The organism is Actinoplanes aureus, assembly GCF_015704865.1.
Classification (GTDB): Bacteria; Actinomycetota; Actinomycetes; order Mycobacteriales; family Micromonosporaceae; genus Actinoplanes; species Actinoplanes aureus.
Genome location: NZ_JADQTO010000026.1, coordinates 12,962 through 28,375 on the forward strand (window position 1 = coordinate 12,962; position 15,414 = coordinate 28,375).

General features: G+C 71.3%; 12 protein-coding genes. 5 read left to right on the forward strand and 7 right to left on the reverse strand.

The window, feature by feature from the left end; all coding sequences use genetic code 11:
• Window positions 1-15: 15 nt before the first annotated feature.
• Window positions 16-2,364: an ATP-binding protein gene (locus tag I4J89_RS38005; RefSeq protein WP_196419037.1), complete on the reverse strand. Its 2,349-nt coding sequence runs from the start codon at window positions 2,362-2,364 to the stop codon at window positions 16-18.
• A gap of 714 nt (window positions 2,365-3,078) precedes the next feature.
• On the opposite strand from I4J89_RS38005, the gene I4J89_RS38010 reads away from it, so the two are divergent.
• Window positions 3,079-3,840, forward strand: a complete 762-nt coding sequence (locus I4J89_RS38010) for a hypothetical protein (protein ID WP_196419038.1) — start codon at window positions 3,079-3,081, stop codon at window positions 3,838-3,840.
• A gap of 995 nt (window positions 3,841-4,835) precedes the next feature.
• Here the strand turns inward: I4J89_RS38010 and I4J89_RS38015 are convergent.
• From I4J89_RS38015 to I4J89_RS38035, 5 genes are all read right to left on the reverse strand, one after another.
• Entirely contained in the window at window positions 4,836-4,982 is a 147-nt protein-coding gene (locus tag I4J89_RS38015) for a hypothetical protein (protein WP_196419039.1), read from the reverse strand.
• Window positions 4,983-5,157: 175 nt separating this feature from the next.
• On the reverse strand, window positions 5,158-6,201 hold the full coding sequence (locus I4J89_RS38020) for a M14 family zinc carboxypeptidase (protein WP_309238656.1): 1,044 nt from the start codon (window positions 6,199-6,201) through the stop codon (window positions 5,158-5,160).
• A 143-nt stretch (window positions 6,202-6,344) separates the two neighbouring features.
• Entirely contained in the window at window positions 6,345-6,902 is a 558-nt protein-coding gene (locus I4J89_RS38025) for a hypothetical protein (protein WP_196419040.1), read from the reverse strand.
• A gap of 16 nt (window positions 6,903-6,918) precedes the next feature.
• Complete coding sequence (locus I4J89_RS38030; RefSeq protein ID WP_196419041.1) at window positions 6,919-8,073, reverse strand: acyl-CoA dehydrogenase family protein; 1,155 nt, start codon at window positions 8,071-8,073, stop codon at window positions 6,919-6,921.
• Window positions 8,073-8,735 carry a TetR/AcrR family transcriptional regulator gene (locus I4J89_RS38035; RefSeq protein ID WP_196419042.1) on the reverse strand — a complete coding sequence of 221 codons (663 nt, stop codon included), beginning with the start codon at window positions 8,733-8,735 and terminating at the stop codon, window positions 8,073-8,075. Before I4J89_RS38035 ends, I4J89_RS38030 begins: the two co-directional genes overlap by 1 nt.
• 110 nt (window positions 8,736-8,845) lie before the next feature.
• On the opposite strand from I4J89_RS38035, the gene I4J89_RS38040 reads away from it, so the two are divergent.
• Window positions 8,846-11,803 carry a type II toxin-antitoxin system Rv0910 family toxin gene (locus I4J89_RS38040; protein WP_196419043.1) on the forward strand — a complete coding sequence of 986 codons (2,958 nt, stop codon included), beginning with the start codon at window positions 8,846-8,848 and terminating at the stop codon, window positions 11,801-11,803.
• Window positions 11,804-11,817: 14 nt separating this feature from the next.
• The gene (locus I4J89_RS38045) at window positions 11,818-13,413 is read left to right on the forward strand and encodes an acyl-CoA synthetase (RefSeq protein ID WP_196419044.1); all 1,596 of its coding nucleotides are present in this window, start codon (window positions 11,818-11,820) and stop codon (window positions 13,411-13,413) included.
• Here I4J89_RS38045 and I4J89_RS38050 read toward each other — a convergent pair.
• The gene (locus I4J89_RS38050; RefSeq protein WP_196419045.1) at window positions 13,400-14,176 is read right to left on the reverse strand and encodes an SDR family NAD(P)-dependent oxidoreductase; all 777 of its coding nucleotides are present in this window, start codon (window positions 14,174-14,176) and stop codon (window positions 13,400-13,402) included. The genes I4J89_RS38045 and I4J89_RS38050 overlap by 14 nt on opposite strands.
• A 105-nt stretch (window positions 14,177-14,281) precedes the next feature.
• Between I4J89_RS38050 and I4J89_RS38055 the strand changes: the two genes are divergently transcribed.
• Window positions 14,282-14,863, forward strand: coding sequence for a DUF998 domain-containing protein (locus tag I4J89_RS38055; RefSeq protein WP_196419046.1), 582 nt, complete (start codon window positions 14,282-14,284; stop codon window positions 14,861-14,863).
• 33 nt (window positions 14,864-14,896) lie between these two features.
• A complete protein-coding gene (locus I4J89_RS38060) occupies window positions 14,897-15,406 on the forward strand; it encodes an FBP domain-containing protein (protein WP_196419047.1) in 510 nt (169 codons plus the stop codon).
• Window positions 15,407-15,414 lie beyond the last annotated feature (8 nt).

Below are 15,414 nucleotides of genomic sequence, written 5' to 3' on the forward strand. Positions count from 1 at the left end.
TGGCTCCAACGTCGTCTACAGGCCTTGCCTGTCGACATCGCCCTCACCAGTTGACAAAGAAGCCATTTGCAGGCCCCGACTGCCGGCTTGGTGGAGGCGGGTGCGGATGTGGTCGAGGAGCTCCTTGCTGGTGAAGGGTTTCTCGACGATGGTTACGCCCTCGGGGAGGGTGCCGTTCTCGGCGAGGACGGGTTCGGCGTAGCCGGACATATAGAGCACCGGGATGCCGGGCCGGAGCGCTTCGACGCGGGCGGCTACCTGGTTGCCGGTCATCTTCGGCATGATCACGTCGGTGAGCAGCAGATCGATGGGACCGGGGTGGGTTTGGGCGAGGTGGATGGCTTGTTCGCCGCCGCTGGCGGTGAGCACGTGATAGCCAGCGCGGCTGAGGACGCGGTCGGTGATGACTCGCAGGGCACGCTCGTCTTCGACCATCAGGATGGTCTCGTGCGGCGGTCTGCCGCTGAACTGTTCGAGGGGTTTGTCGGTGTCGGGTGTTGGGGTGTCCGCGGGGGTGTCGACGGCGGGGAGGGTGACGGTGACGGTGGTGCCGATGCCGTTTTCGGAGTAGAGGTTTACGTCGCCGCCGGCTGCGGCGACGATGCCGTGGACGGTGGCGAGTCCGAGGCCGGTGCCGGAGCCTTTGGGTTTGGTGGTGTAGAAGGGTTCGAAGGCGCGTTCGATGACTTCGGGTGGCATGCCGCCGCCGGTGTCGCTGACGCGTACGCGTACATAGCGTCCGGCCTGCAGGGGTGAGCCGTCGCTGATGTCGTGTTCGCCGAGTTCGGCGTTGTTGGTTTCGATGAAGAGCGTGCCGCCGCCCGGCATGGCGTCACGGGCGTTGACCACGAGGTTGAGCAGGATCTGCTCGAGTTGGCCGACGTCGGCGTTAGTAGGCCACAGCTGCGGGTCCAGGTTGGTGATCAGGTGGATGTGTTCGCCGATGGTGCGGCGCAGCATGGGTTCGATGTCGCCGATGACGTGGTTGAGGTCGAGGATCTCGGCCTGGGTGATGTCGCGGCGGCCGAAGGCGAGTAGCTGTTTGGTCAGCCGGGTGGCGCGTTCGGCGGCGCGGCTGATCTGGCCGATGTCTTTACGCGCGTCGGCCAGGTCCTGCGGGTCTGGTACCGGTGAGTCGAGGGTATCGGAGATCATTTCTGCGTAGTTGCTGATCACCGCCAGGATGTTGTTGAAGTCGTGAGCGACGCCACCGGCGAGCTGGCCGAGGCTTTCCAGCCGGCGGGCGTTCAGCTGCTGTTCTTCCCGCTCATGGGCTTGGAGGATCTGCTGTTCCTGTTGTTGCAGGGCGGCCAGCATGGCGTTGATGGTTCTGCCGAGCGCGGCGATGTGGCCCCCGCCGACGGCGGGCACGCGCAGGCTCAGGTCACCGGAGTTCATGATCCTCTCGGTGGTGTGCCGTAGTGGGCCGATCTGTACCTGGACGCTGCCGCGCACCAGCAGGATCATCAGCACGACGATTACGATGGTGAATCCCGCAGCGGCCAGCAACACCATGCGCAGGGTGGTGGAGGCCATCTCGCGCATGGGCCGGTCCCGGACGGCGTGCAGGCTGACGACCTGCCCGTCGACGCCGGTGATGGCGGCGTAAGCGGTCATGGCGTGTTCGGAGAGGTCGGTGTTGACCGTTATCGGGCCGAGCAGGGTGGGGAGTTCTCCGTGGGCTACCTGGGCCCGTCCGGCGCCCGAATCCAGAGACACCCGGGCGTCGGCTGCCTCGGACAGTATGGTGAGCAGGGCGGCGTCGACCGGTTTCAGCATGATCAAGCCGCCGTTGCTGCTGCCTTTGCCGTTGGTGTGGTAGGCGGGGAACCCGCAGTACAGGTGCGGTGCCCGGGCGATGGCGACCAGTCCGCACGCCGGTGTCCCCGCGGCGGCGTCGGGTTGCCACATGCGTTGCAGGACCGGTGCGTCGGGGAACTGGCCGGGCAGGCGCTGGTAAACGCCGTTGACGACCAGGCCGCCGCCGCGGATCTGCCCGGCCCGGTTCACCGCGATCAGCCCGGCGAAGTGGTAGGCACCGCCGATCAGATGGGGCGGGAAGTTCGTCAGCGCTATGTCGGGGTCTCCGGTGCGGATGACGTCGACGGCGCCGGTCCATACCGAGTTGGTGATCCCGAAGTCGATCAGCCGTTGTGCCTGGGCGTTCAACGCCGCCTGCAACCCGGTTGCCTGCCGGACGGCGTCACGGTGTTCGACCTTGTCGAAGTTACTGCTGGTCAGTGACCACAGGGGCAGGAACATCGCCATCGCGGCCACGAGCACACTGACGCCGATTAGCAGATGCCGGCGCATCTTCTTGTTGCGCAATAGTCCCATCGGCCCCGCTAAGCCGGCCTGGCTCACCGTGTCAACCATCATGAGACAACCTCTCAGTGCCCCGGTGCGGCATGCGGTGCCGGATCCTGATCAGCCGGGTCCGCAGTGCCTCCGGCCGCTGCCGCTGTCACGGGCCCAACCGGCCCCGGCCAGCGGCGATTGGCTGCTAGGCACGGGCCGGCCGCAACGCAGCGCCGCGCAATCGGCCTCGGTCAGGGCCGCGGCCGCCAGGCACGGATCACCGGTGGCTGATCCGCTCGCGAGCAGAGAGCCGATCGGCGACCGCCGCTGTCCGGTGCGCATTTCCACCAACGGAAACCCGCCAGGCGTCCTCACTGATATCGACATCCAGCACCGCCGCCAACGCCGGAGCAGCCATCTGACGCCCCACATAGGCGACACGCGCCGGCAACGGCAAACCCCCATCTAAGCGCGATTCACGCTACCCGATCGGCAGCATCGTGCGCCGCTGAACAATGAATCCCCGCGAGATTTTCGCAGGCTGAGCCGCAACCTTCTTGTTGGACGACGGCGAGCGAACTGGGTTCGTCAATAAAGGGCTCTGGCGCTGAGCGTGACCACCACACCGTGACCACACCCGCCTGACCGCGGACGCATTTCGTGCGTGGCTACCCACTCAGGTGAAGTGCCGTTGCAGTATTAACCCGGCCGGGTGCAACTGCCACCCGGGCGCGTCTTCACCCTGGTCAGAGTCGGCCACCTCGGCTGAGGTTGGTCGTCATGACACTTCTGCACTCCGTGGTGGCCGGCGCGCTTGCCGCGGCCGCCGCCATCGCTCCACCGCCGGGCTCCCTGGAACTGCGCTACGAGGGCGGCCTCACCGGTCCGGCCCAGGTGGCTGACAGCAGCGGCAACGATCTGCACGGCGATATCCGTACCGGAGGTGGCGGTGCGGTGGCGGTGGTGACCGAGGACGGCGATCCGTTCCTGCGCTTTCCCGGAGGTAGCTGCACGGTGGCGCCCTGCCCGCAGGCGATCATCCAGCCGGTCCGGACGGTCACGCTGGTGCCGGCCGAAGGCCGGTTCGTGTACGGCGCCGACATCCGGCTGACCGAGCCACCGTCGTCGGAGGCCGGGATGAACGTGTTCCAGTTCGGCGCCGCCGGGACCGGCCTGAGCCAGTGGAAACTACAGGTCGACTCCGGGCGGCCGTCGTGCCGCTGGTCGGACGGGACCGACTTCGTGCTGCTGGGCGCCGGCGGCGACGACTTCCGGCTCACCGTGGGCCGGTGGTACCGGGTGACCTGCGTACGCCTGTCGCCGGTGCTGTTCCAGATCCGGGTCGACGATCCGCGCACCGGCCGCCAGGTGCTGCCGCCGAGGAGGCAGACCGCGAAGCTGCGGGACATCCTGCCCAGCGGTGCCGTGGTGATCGGCGGCAAGCGGATCCGGGCTGGGCAGAGCGACGTCGATACCGATCAGTTCCACGGTGATCTGGACGCCGTGGAGTTCGGGCGCCGGGAAGTGCCGTCGGACGGCTGATCGGTGTTCGGGCCTTGTGGGTCGAGGTTTGCATTGCCGGTTCCGCTTCTTCGGGGTACGCGTAACCGGCGTCCCGCCGAAGCCGTGCCCGTCCCTGCTCTCCCGGCGCGAGCCAGGCTTTCCGTCCCGGCCCCAGCGCGGCCGCCGGGAAACACCAGTCCGTCGCGCTGCGGGCAGACCGAGGTGGGTGCTCGGCAAACGGCCGGCTGCCTGCTGCGGGGTTCGCCGGACCGGACGCGGTGACGGCGGGGTTGCTGCCAGCGGCCGGGTGCCTGCCCGAGGTTTGCCGGGCCGGGCGCGGTTTCGTGGTGGTTGCTCGCCACGCGGCCGGGCTGCATGCCCGGGGTTGTGCGGGGCCGGGCGCGGACTCGTCGTGGTTGCTCGCCACGCGGCCGGACTGCCTGCCCGGCGTTGTGCGGGGCCCGGCGCGGTTTCGTCGTGGTTGCTTGCCAGCGCCCGGGGTGCCGGGTCCGGGTGGTAGGGACACTTACGGGAGGCGGTCGACGCGGGGACTACTGCGGGTAGCCGCCGTTGCGTGGTGGTTTCGGGGAATGCGGTGGATCCGGTGCACGTCTACCCACCCGATCCACCACGGTCCGCGAGACCGGCCGCAAACCCGGCCAACTCTGGCTACCCCACGTCACTTCAGCCGTGCGCCAACCCCGTGTGACGACCGCAGCGCCTACCCCAGGCGCGGAGGGCGGACCGCAATTGCCCACGTTCGTCGCCGTAACCGCCAGGTGAAGCTGTTTCCCGGCGGTCGCGCTGGGGCGGTGCGGAAAAGCCGGTCGGCCGGTGGTTGCCGGCCGACCGGGCATGGCGGGTGTGGTGTGGATCAGCGAGACAGCCACTGCTGCTAGCTCGGTGATCGACAAGGCGCGGTTTCTGCGGCCGGCTATGCGCGAGGGCTGCTTGAACGGCCGGGAAGCAGCCCTCGCGCACAGCCGAATGATCAAACAGGCCTCAAAAGCCGGCCCGGCTGTGCCTGATGGCTGTCACCACCTCCCGGACAGCACCGAGCCACGCCGCGCCGGGCCGGCCGCGCCGAGGGCTGGCCGGGCCACGCCGCCGGGCCGAGCCGGGCCGGGCCGGGCCTGGCCGGGCTCGGCGCCGCGTACCGGCTCACCGCGCGACTGCCGCAAACGGCCTTCCCTGGAACGATCACCTACCAGACCTTGACCGCGACAGATGCCAAAAAGGGCTTCCGTGGTCAGGGTCCCCAAGCGGTGATCTTGCTTGGCCACGCTCAATGCTGTCTCAACGGCCGCCAGACAGCACCCACGTTGGGCCGGACGAGACCCTGACCGCGACGGATGGCTAGGCGGCGTCGAGTTCGAGCGTTGACTGGATGCCGGGTAGGGCGGGGCCGCGCGCCGGGATCCGGTCGGCTCGGGCCGGGTCGATGCGCCACAGTGAGCGGTCGGCGGCGCCCTGGGCGGTGGCGATCATCGAGGCGAAGGCGCTGCGGATCTGCAGCTCGACCTGGTCTTCGGGTAGGTCGGAGAGCTCGACCAGCAGGGACGCGCTGCCGAGGATCCCGTACGCGTTCCGCGCGATCCCCTCGTAGTCGCCGCCCGGGTAGAGGGTGACGTTCGCGCCGGCTAGCGTCATCGCCTCGGTGTTGCGGACCGCCAGCTGGCGTCCCGCGGTCACCGCGCCGGCTTCCACCAGCGGGCTGGTCGGCCACAGCAGCGACGCGGTGGTCTCCTCACCGTCGGGTTGCAGGTAGCGGCCCTGCATGTGGTAGTCGACGACGATCCGCGGGTGGGTCCGCTGCCACAGCCGCAGCACAGCCCGTGACTCGGGCACCGGGTTGTCGGCGATCGGGGTCAGCGGGTTGTGGAAGCGGTTGATGTCGTAGCCGACCCCCGGTTCCGAGTAGTCGCCGGTGGCGGACGGGTCGTGGTTGTAGCGCTGGTTGCGGACGGCGCCGTCGGGGTTGGCCTGTACCACGATGTCGAGCGTGATCCGGCTGCGCAGCCAGCGGTGCCAGGCGGTGTCGGGTACGCCGAGCGCCCACAACGCGCGGATCGCGGCGGGTGTGCCGAGCGGTTCGTCGCCGTGCTGCTGGGTGACGTAGAGCAGGCGGGTGTGGCCGTGCCCGACGGTAGCCAGCCGCAGCGGGCGGTTCTCGTTGCTGCGGCCGATGACGCCGAGGCGGACCCGGCCGTCGCTGTCCCGGGCGATGCGGGTCAGGGCCCGGCGCACGTCGTCGGGGCTGGGCCGCGGCGGGACGAGGCTGGCCGGTACGGCGGTGGTCAGGGTGTCCGGGGTGGTGGCGGGCTGGGCGGCGGCAGGTGTGGCGGCCAGGCCCAGGGTGAGCAGGGTGGCGGTGGCGAGGGCGGCGATCGTGGATCTCACGGCGGCTCCATCGTTTGACGTCGATGTCAAAGCTCACCGTATGGATGCCTGCCGAGATTCGCCACCGGTGCTGCGTTTCCCGGCGGCCGCGCTGGGGCCGGGGCGGCCCGCCGGGATCGCGCGGGACAGGCGGGGACCGGCGGTTACGCGTACCCCTGGAAGCGGTTGAGATAGGCGCGCGAGCGCCGCCGCAAGATGGCATGGTAGATCGCCAGGCCGGCGAAGCCGGCCGCCTGGACAGCGTGCACCGCGACGCGGCCCGGCGAAGCATCGCCGTCACCGAGCAGCAGGCCGACGTTGATCAGCGGAAACACCGCGGCCAGGGTCGCCAGCGGCAGGACGATCGGCGCCAGCTTCACTCCGCGCTGGGCCTCGGCGAGGGCCAGCCGGCCGATCTCACCGTCCGGCTTCTCCTGGTTCTTGATGGCTTGGCCGACCTGAGCGCGGGTCTTGCGGTCGGCGCCCCACAGCGGCGACACCATGGTGCCGGTCCGCCGGCGGACCGCTCGGACCATGAGTGTCAGGCCCAGCCCGCACAAGGCGATCAGGCCGATCAGCACGGCCAGGACGATCAGCCACGTCCGGGGCTCCCGCCCGGGCCCGGCCGCCAGAAACCCGGCGGCCAGGGCGAGCGGGATCAGCAGCCCGAAGACGATCAGGACGATCCGGAAGCGCCGGTCGGCGCGGGCCTGCAGGTCCACATCGGAGTGCTACCCGTCAGCGGCCGTAGCCGAACATCTTCGCGGCCAGGTCGGTCATCACCTCGGTGGCACCGGCACCGATGCCCAGGATGCGGGTGTCGCGGTAGTGCCGCTCGACCTCGCTCTCGCGCATGTAACCCATGCCGCCGTGCAGCTGGACGGCCTCGTCGACGACGTACTTGCAGGCGTCGACGGCGGCGTTCTTGGCCAGGCAGACCTCGCCGACGACCTGCTCGCCGGCGGCGTGGCGCAGGGCGACCTGCCGGGTGTACGCGCGGGCGAGCTCGATGCGCTGCCGCATCTGGACGAGCTTGTGCTGCACCACCTGCCGGGCGATCAGCGGCTTGCCGAACGTGTGGCGGCTGCGCGCGTACTCCAGGGTGAGGTCCAGGCAGCGCTGCGCGGTGGCGTACGCGTGCACCGCGGCGATGATCCGTTCCGGTACGAAGACCTGCGCGATCAGCAGGAACCCGCCGTCCTCGGGGCCGATCAGGTTGGCGGCCGGCACCCGGCAGTCGGTGAACGACAGCTCCGCGGTGTCGGAGCAGAGCCAGCCCATCTTGTCGAGCTTGCGTGACACGGTGAACCCGGGCGTGCCCTTCTCGATGACCAGCAGGCTGATCCCGGAGGCCCCCGGCCCGCCGGTACGCACCGCGGTGGTGACGAAGTCGGCGCGGGTGCCGGAGGTGATGAACATCTTGGCGCCGTTGACCACGTAGTCGTCGCCGTCGCGGACCGCGGTGGTGCGCAGCGAGGCCACGTCGGAACCGGCGTCCGGTTCGGTGATGCCCAGTGAGCAGACCTTCTCGCCGGCCAGCGCCGGGCGCACGAACCGGTCGATCAGCGCGGTGTCGCCGGTGACGATGATGTGCGGCAGGGCGATGCCGTGGGTGAACAGCGCGGCGTGCGCGCCGGAGGAGCCGCCGGCCTCCAGGAACGCCTCGGTGGCCACCACGGTGTCGACCGTGTCCCCGCCCTCGCCGCCGTGCTCCTCCGGGAAGCCGATGCCGTAGAGACCGGCTTTGGCGGCGCGTTCGTGCAGGTCGCGCGGGAGTTCGCCGGTCTTCTCCCAGTCGGCGAGGTAGGGATGGACCTCGCGGGTGACGAACTGGTGCATGGCGTCCCTCAGGGCCGCGCGTTCGGGGGTGTCGAAGGGGTCGGTATAGGACATCAACGCTCCTTTGCGGGACGTTCTACCAGGGTTTCCGGGGCTCGCCGGCCGAGCAGCACGGCGGCGGCGCGTTTCCAGCGGCGGATGAGCAGCTCGCGGCGGGCCAGGTCGCCGCTGACGATGCCGGTCATGGCGAGCCCGGTGAGCACCTCGAAGCTGAGCTGAACGACCGTGGCGAGCCGGGGGTCGCCGGGCATGGACTCCTCGAGCAGGGCACGGGACTGGGCGTGCAGCACCCCGAAGACCTCCTTCTCCACCGGGACCAGCGCGCCGCGCAGCTCGGCGTCGGTGCGTGCCGCGTTCCACAGCTCGAGGGCGGCCCAGAACAGCGGTGAGGAGAAGTGCCGCCAGAGGATGTCGATCAGGGCGTCCAGCCGGTCGGTGCCGGCTGACGCGGTAGCCAACTCAGCGGCGGCCAGTTCGGCGGCGAGGCCGTCGAGGCGGCGGCGGGCGACGTGCTGGACCGCGGCGACGAGCAGGTCCACCTTGGTCGGGAAGTGGTGCAGCAAGGTGCCGCGGGGCACGTCGGCGCGGGCGAGCACCTCGGTGGTGGTGGTCTCGGCGTGGCCGCGCTCGACCAGGCACTGGACGGTGGCGTCCAGAATCTTCGCCCGGGTGGCCTCGCTGCGTTGCGCCTGGGTGCGCCTGCCCTGTCCGATCACGCACTTACCGTACGGCGTGACGGTTAGTTTGTCTCCGGCGGATTTCTCGCGGCCTTGCCGTGAGCCAGCTCACCCCTTTACCGTCACGGCAGACTGTTAGGGGGACGTCGATGCTGCGTCGAGTGCTCGCCGTCGGTGCGGCGGTGGCCGGCACGGTCCTGAGCCGGATCACTCGCGGGCCGGCGGAGCCCGTCGCGCCGCCGGCGGTCGAGCCGCCCCGGGAGCTGGCGTACCCGTTCAGCGCCGCGGTGCAGATCGCGGCCGAGCCGTCGCGGGTCTTCGCGGTGCTCGCCGAACCGGCGCGGATGGCCGAGTGGCTGGTCATGCACACCGGCTGGCCGGTGTCGCCGCCGGGTGCCATCGAGGAGGGCGCGCGCTTCGCGCAGCGGGTCAAGCTGATGGGCATGCCGACCGAGGTGCGGTGGACGGTGGTCGGCCTGGATCCCGGGCGTACGGTCTGGCTGGACGGCACCGGTCCGATGGGGATCGTCGTCGGGTTCTATCTGTCGCTGACGCCCAGCGGTCCGGGCACGCTGGTCCGCGTCGACGGGGGTGTCGAGGGCGGGACCGCGGACGGGCCGCTCGGTCCGATGGTCGCCCGCAACCTCGCCGAGGCGATGCAGAAGTCCCTGGACCGGCTCGCGGACGTGGTCACGCGCCCGGCCGCCGGCGACTCGCCGACCGCCGCCCGGGGCCCCGCGTCCGGTACCGGCACGACGGCCGCTCGCTCCCGGCCGGCTCACCCCAGGCCCGCGCCGATCCGGCACGAGCGCGGTGGGCAGGACATCGACGCGTGGACGCCGGTGATCGTCGGGGTGGGGCAGGTCTGCGAGCGGTCCACCGAGCCGCTCGGCGGTGACCCGGTCTCGCTCGCCGTCCGCGCGTTGCGGCTGGCGGCCGAGGACGCCGGTGCCGACCTCCTTGCCCGCGCCGACTCGGTCGGCTATGTCGCCAGCGTGTCCTGGCAGTACCCGGACGGCGCCGCGCTGATCGCCGAGACGGTCGGCGCGACGCCTGCCGAGACCGTGCAGACCAGCATCTTCGGCGGGGACGGTTCGCTGCGGCTGCTCAACGACGCGGCCGCCGCGATCGCCGAAGGCCGCGTGTCGATCGCCCTGCTGGGCGGCGCCGAGGCCGCCGCCACCGCGGCCGCCGCCGAACGCGCCGGCCGGGATCTCGCCTGGCCCGGGCAGCCGGAGGGTACGGCGCCGACTCGCTCGGTCGGCGTGGACACCGCCCCGAACACCGACGTCGAGATCGCGGCCGGGCTGGTCGCGCCGATCTACCTGTACGCGCTCATCGAGTCGGCGGTGCGCGGCAAGCTCGGGTCGAGCCCGGCCAAGCACCGGGAGCGGATCACCGAGTTGTGGTCCCGGTTCTCCGGCGTGGCCGCGGACAACCCGCACGCCTGGCGGCCGGAGCGGCACAGCGCCTCCGCACTCGCCGAACCGGGTGCGGACAACCGGCCGATCTCCGCGCCGTACCCGAAGCTGCTCACCGCGAACCTGAGCGTCAACCAGGCCACCGGCATCATCGTGTGCAGCGCGTCAGCGGCGCACGAGGCCGGCATCCCGCAGGACCGCTGGGTGTTCGTGCACGCCGGCGCGCACGCCACCGACGAGTGGTACGTCACCGAACGCCACGACCTGGCCTCGTCGCCGGCGATCCGGGCCGCCGGCGATGCCGTGCTCGGGCACGCCGGGCTGACCATCGACGAGGTCCGGCACATCGACCTGTACGCCTGCTTCCCGTCCGCCGTCGAGATCGGCGCCGCCGAGCTGGACCTGCCGCTCGACGACCCGCGGCGTCCGCTGACCGTGACCGGTGGACTGACCTTCGCCGGTGGGCCGGGCAACAACTACACGAGCCATGCGGTGGCGAACCTCGTACCGTTGCTGCGCGCCGACCCGGACCAGTACGGCCTGGCCACCGCCCTGGGGTGGTATCTGACCAAGCACGCCGCGACCGTGCTGTCCGCCCGGCCGCCGCGCCGGGAGTACCGCGACATCGACGCCGACCTGCGGCTGCCGCGGCCGGCCGCCCGCAAGGTCGACACCGGCTGGACCGGGCCGGCCGTGTGCGAGGCCTACACCGTCCCGTACGGGCGCGACGGTGAACCGGAAGCCGTCATCGTCACCGCGATCACCCCGGGCGGCGACCGGGTGGTCCGCCGGGTCGCCGACCGGGAGCTGATCGACCGGCTGCTCGAGGACGACCCGCTCGGCTGGCGGCTCGAGATGACCGCCGACGGGTTCACGATCGCGGACACCACGCGCGCCGCCCTGCCGCCGGCCGGTGAGCCGCCGGTGCTGGTGGAGTGGCACGGCCCGGTCACCGTGATCCGGCTGAACCGGCCGGCCACCCGCAACGCCGTCGATCTGGCCACCGCCCGGGCGCTGGAACGGGCTGTCGACGCGTACGAGGCTGATCCTGAAGCGCGCGTCGCCGTGCTCACCGGGAGCGACGTCGCGTTCTGTTCCGGGATGGATCTCAAGGCCGCCGCCCGCGGCGAATATCCGGTCACCGAGGGCCGGGGGCTGCTGGGCCTGACCGCCCGGCCGCCCCGCAAGCCGCTGATCGCCGCGGTCGAGGGCGCCGCCCTGGCCGGCGGATGCGAGCTGGCCCTGGCCGCCGACCTGATCGTGGCCGCCGAGGACGCCGTGTTCGGCATCCCCGAGGTCAAGCGCGGCCTGGTCGCCGCGGCCGGCGGTGTCCTGCGGCTCGCGCAGAGCCTGCCCCGCAGCATCGCCCTGGAACTGGCGCTGACCGGCGCGCCGATGCCGGCCCGCCGCCTGTACGACCTCGGCCTGGTCAACCGGGTCACCCCGGCCGGCAAGGCCCTGGACACCGCTCTCGAACTGGCCCACGACATCGCCGCCAACGCACCCCTGGCGGTGTACCTCTCCAAGCGCATCGCCGACGAGCACCGCGACTGGAGCACCGCGGAGGCGTTCGACAAGCTCGCCGGCATCGCCGGTGAGGTGATCGGCTCGGCGGACGCCATCGAGGGTGTCCGCGCGTACGCCGAGAAGCGCGCACCCGTCTGGAAGGACCTCCCGCCCGCCTAACAAAGGTTCCTGACATGCTCGAAAATCTGCACGCCGTACTGCGCATGCACCAGATAGGCATCGTCAACCTGCTGCGCCCGCGCCGGCTGCTGCGCGCCGCCGTCAACAACGCCCGGCTCGGCCCGCAGGCCGCCCTGATCATGAAAGCGGCCGCCGAGCATCCCGACCTGCCCGCGGTCACCGACGAACTGGGCACCCTGACCTACCGCCAGCTCGACGAACAGTCCAACGCGCTGGCACACGCCCTGAAGAAACTCGGCCTGCCGGACCGCTCGGTGGTCGGCGTCCTGGCCCGCGACCACCGCGGCCTGCTGCTCGCCATCAGCGGCACCGCCCGCGCCGCCCTGCGCCTGGCCCTGATGAACACCGGCCTGGCCAAGCAGCAGCTCGCCGAGGTGGTGGCCCGGGAGAAGGTCCGCGTCGTGCTCTACGACGACGAGTTCGCGGACCTGGTCGACGGGCTGCCCGAGGACATCCCCCGCTACCTGACCTGGGGTTCCGGGCCGGTACCCACGATCGACGAGCTGATCGCCGCGCATCGCAGCACGCCGCTACCACCGCCGGACCAGCCCGGCGGGTTCATCATCCTCACCAGCGGCACCACCGGGCTGCCCAAGGGCGCGCCGCGGACCAAGGTGTCCCCGCTGGCCAGCGCCCTGATCGCGGACCGCATCCCGTTCCCCCGGCAGGGCGCCGCGGTGTTCGCGTCGCCGCTGTTCCACAGCACCGGCTTCGGCTCCTGGACCGTCGGGTTGTCGCTGGCCAACCACGCCGTGCTGCTGCGCCGCTTCGACGCCGAACGGATCCTGCAAGCGATCGACGAGCACCGGGCACAGATGCTGGTCGCGGTGCCGACCATGCTCACCCGCATCCTCGCGCTGGGCCCGGACGTCATCAACAAGTACGACACGTCGTCGCTGAAGACCGTCTTCGTCGCCGGGTCGGCCCTGGCGCCCGAGCTGACCGCCCGCTTCCACGAGCAGTTCGGTGACGTCATTTACAACGTCTACGGGTCGACCGAGGTGGCCGTCGCGTCGGTGGCCCAGCCGGCCGAGTCCCGCCGGGCGCCCGGGACGGTCGGCCGGCCACCGGTCACCGTGCACCTCGCGCTGTTCGACGACAACGACAAGCGGATCGACAAGCCGCACGTGCACGGGCGGGTGTTCGTGCGTACCGGCATCCCGTTCGAGGGCTACACCGACGGGCAGCACAAGCAGGTCATCGACGGCTACATGGCCACCGGCGACCAGGGCCACTTCGACGACGAGGGTCTGCTGTTCATCGACGGCCGCGACGACGACATGGTCATCTCCGGCGGCGAGAACGTCTACCCGGTCGAGGTCGAGAACCTGCTGGCCGAACGCGCGGACGTGGTTGAGGCGGTGGTCATCGGCGTCGACGACGACGAGTTCGGCAAGCGGCTGCGCGCCTTCATCGTGCCCACCGACTCCTCGGCGCGCGACCCGCAGGAGATCAAGGAGTACGTGAAGGCGAGCCTGGCCCGCTACAAGGTGCCCCGCGACGTGGTCTTCGTCGACGAACTGCCGCGCAACGCCACCGGCAAGCTGCTGCGCCGGGAACTGCCGACCGGACCGCTCAACGAGGCGTGAGCTCGGTCCCGGTCAGCTCCGCGCAGCGCCGCAGCAGTTCGTCCTGCAGCGCCTCGTCGTACGCCTGCGGGTTGGCCCGCAGCGCCCGCCGCTCCTTGAAGTAGTGGCTCGTCACCGTGGCCTCCGGGTCCTCGGAGGTGGCGAGCCACACCGGCGTGTCCGAGCCCTGCGGCAGGTCGTCGGTGGCGCCCGGCCCGCCCATCCGGGTGCGGATCCAGCCCGGGTCCACCGCGTTGCTCAGCGTGCCCGGCCAGTGGCGGGCCACCGCGAAGGCGAGCATCAGGTCGTACAGCTTCGAGTCGCTGTAGGCCTGCATGCCGTTCCACGGCCGGGACCGCCACTGCAGGTCGTCCAGCCGGGCCCGCCCGCCGGCCTCCAGGCCCGAGGTCAGATAGACCAGCCGGGCCGGCGCCGGCAGCAGCGCGGTCAACAGGTACGGGGCCAGGGTGTTCACCTGGAAGATGCGCTCCAGGCCGTCCTCGGTGATCACCGGTGCGCTCTGCCCGCCGCCGACACCCGCGTTGTGGATCACCACGTCGTACGGTCCGGCCTCGATCGCCTGCCGGGCCAGCTCCCGGGTCTGCGCCAGCGAGGCCAGCTCCCCCACCACCACGGCCGCGGCCGCCGGCACCTCCTTGGCCGCCTCCTCGGCACGCCGCTCGTTACGCGCGTGCAGCACCACCCGGTGGCCCTGCTCCGCGAGGGTGAGTGCGGTGTGCCGCCCGATGCCGTCGCTGGACCCGGTGATCAGAATCGTCGCCATGGCATCACCATGCCCTATGGCGTAGCGGGTACACCGATCGGTGTAGGCGCGAGTGCCTGCCCGGGGACGACGCCCGGCGGGCGGCCGCGCTTCTACGGTTCCGCCATGAGCACGAAGTTGATCCGGACCTGCCTCGGCGTCGCCGCCACCGCCATCGTCACCGCGGACATCGTCAACCCTCAGTACAGCCCCGTCGCTGAGACGGTCAGCCGCTACGTCAACGGCACCGCCGGCTGGCTGATCCCGGTGGCGATCATCGGCATGGGCGTCGCCTCGGCGGTACTCGCCGCCGGAGTGCGCGGGCCGGGCCGCTGGGCGCTCGCCGTCTGGGCCGGCGGGCTGCTGATCGCCGGGCTGGTCCCGGCGGACCCACCGGGCCGGTGGTCCCGGCCGTCCGTCGCCGAGATGGTGCACGGCGCGGCCGCCTGGATCGCTCTGATCGCGTTCCCGGTCGCCGCCGTGCTGCTCAGCCGGGCCGCCGGACGGCACCGCCGCCTGCTGGGCACGCTGGCGGGCATCAGCCTGCTGGCCACCGCCGGCCTGTTCGTGGTGCTGGCCGATGTGATGGACGGGCCGTCGCTGACGGTCGGCGGCACGCCGCTGGTCGGCCTGGTGGAACGCCTCGTCATCGCGGTCGACATGGCGTGGCTGGCGGTCGCGGCCGCCGCGGTCCGGAAAACCAGGTGATCCACCAGGCCGCTGGCGGCTAGCTTCGCCGGCATGGAACCACTCGATGAGCGGGCGATCCGCGCCTCCTTCGTCAATTGCAGCAAGGGCGAAGCGGGCCGGATCAAGATGCCCGCGGGCTTCGCGGACGGCAGTGTCCCGTGGAGCGACCTGGACTTTCTCGGCTGGACCGATCCGGGCGCGCCGTTGCGGGCGCTGCTGGTCGTGCCGGGTGGGAACGGTCCGACCGGTCTGGTGCTGCGCCGGCCGGAGGCACGGCGGGTGAGCGCGATGCGGTCCAGCATGTGCCGGATCTGCCTGACCGATCACGCCGCGTCCGGGGTGGCGCTGTTCGTGGCGCCGCTGGCCGGGGCGGCCGGGCGCAACGGCAACACCGTCGGTGAGTACATCTGCGCCGATCTGGCCTGCTCGCTCTACCTGCGCGGCCGGCGCCAGCCGAGGATGCGGCTGGTCCGCCGGGAGGAGACCCTCGGTCTGGCCGAGCGGGTCGAGCGGGCGATGACGAATCTGGCCGCCTTCACCGGCCGGGTGGTCGCGGGCTGAGCGAGGCG

Bases quoted from the DNA above. Each gene is read 5' to 3' on its own strand.
- I4J89_RS38040 (WP_196419043.1), top strand. From the start codon at position 8,846: ATGCTGCGTCGAGTGCTCGCCGTCGGTGCGGCGGTGGCCGGCACGGTC.
- I4J89_RS38050 (WP_196419045.1), bottom strand. From the start codon at position 14,176: ATGGCGACGATTCTGATCACCGGGTCCAGCGACGGCATCGGGCGGCAC.
- I4J89_RS38010 (WP_196419038.1), top strand. From the start codon at position 3,079: ATGACACTTCTGCACTCCGTGGTGGCCGGCGCGCTTGCCGCGGCCGCC.
- I4J89_RS38060 (WP_196419047.1), top strand. From the start codon at position 14,897: ATGGAACCACTCGATGAGCGGGCGATCCGCGCCTCCTTCGTCAATTGC.
- I4J89_RS38030 (WP_196419041.1), bottom strand. From the start codon at position 8,073: ATGTCCTATACCGACCCCTTCGACACCCCCGAACGCGCGGCCCTGAGG.
- I4J89_RS38045 (WP_196419044.1), top strand. From the start codon at position 11,818: ATGCTCGAAAATCTGCACGCCGTACTGCGCATGCACCAGATAGGCATC.
- I4J89_RS38055 (WP_196419046.1), top strand. From the start codon at position 14,282: ATGAGCACGAAGTTGATCCGGACCTGCCTCGGCGTCGCCGCCACCGCC.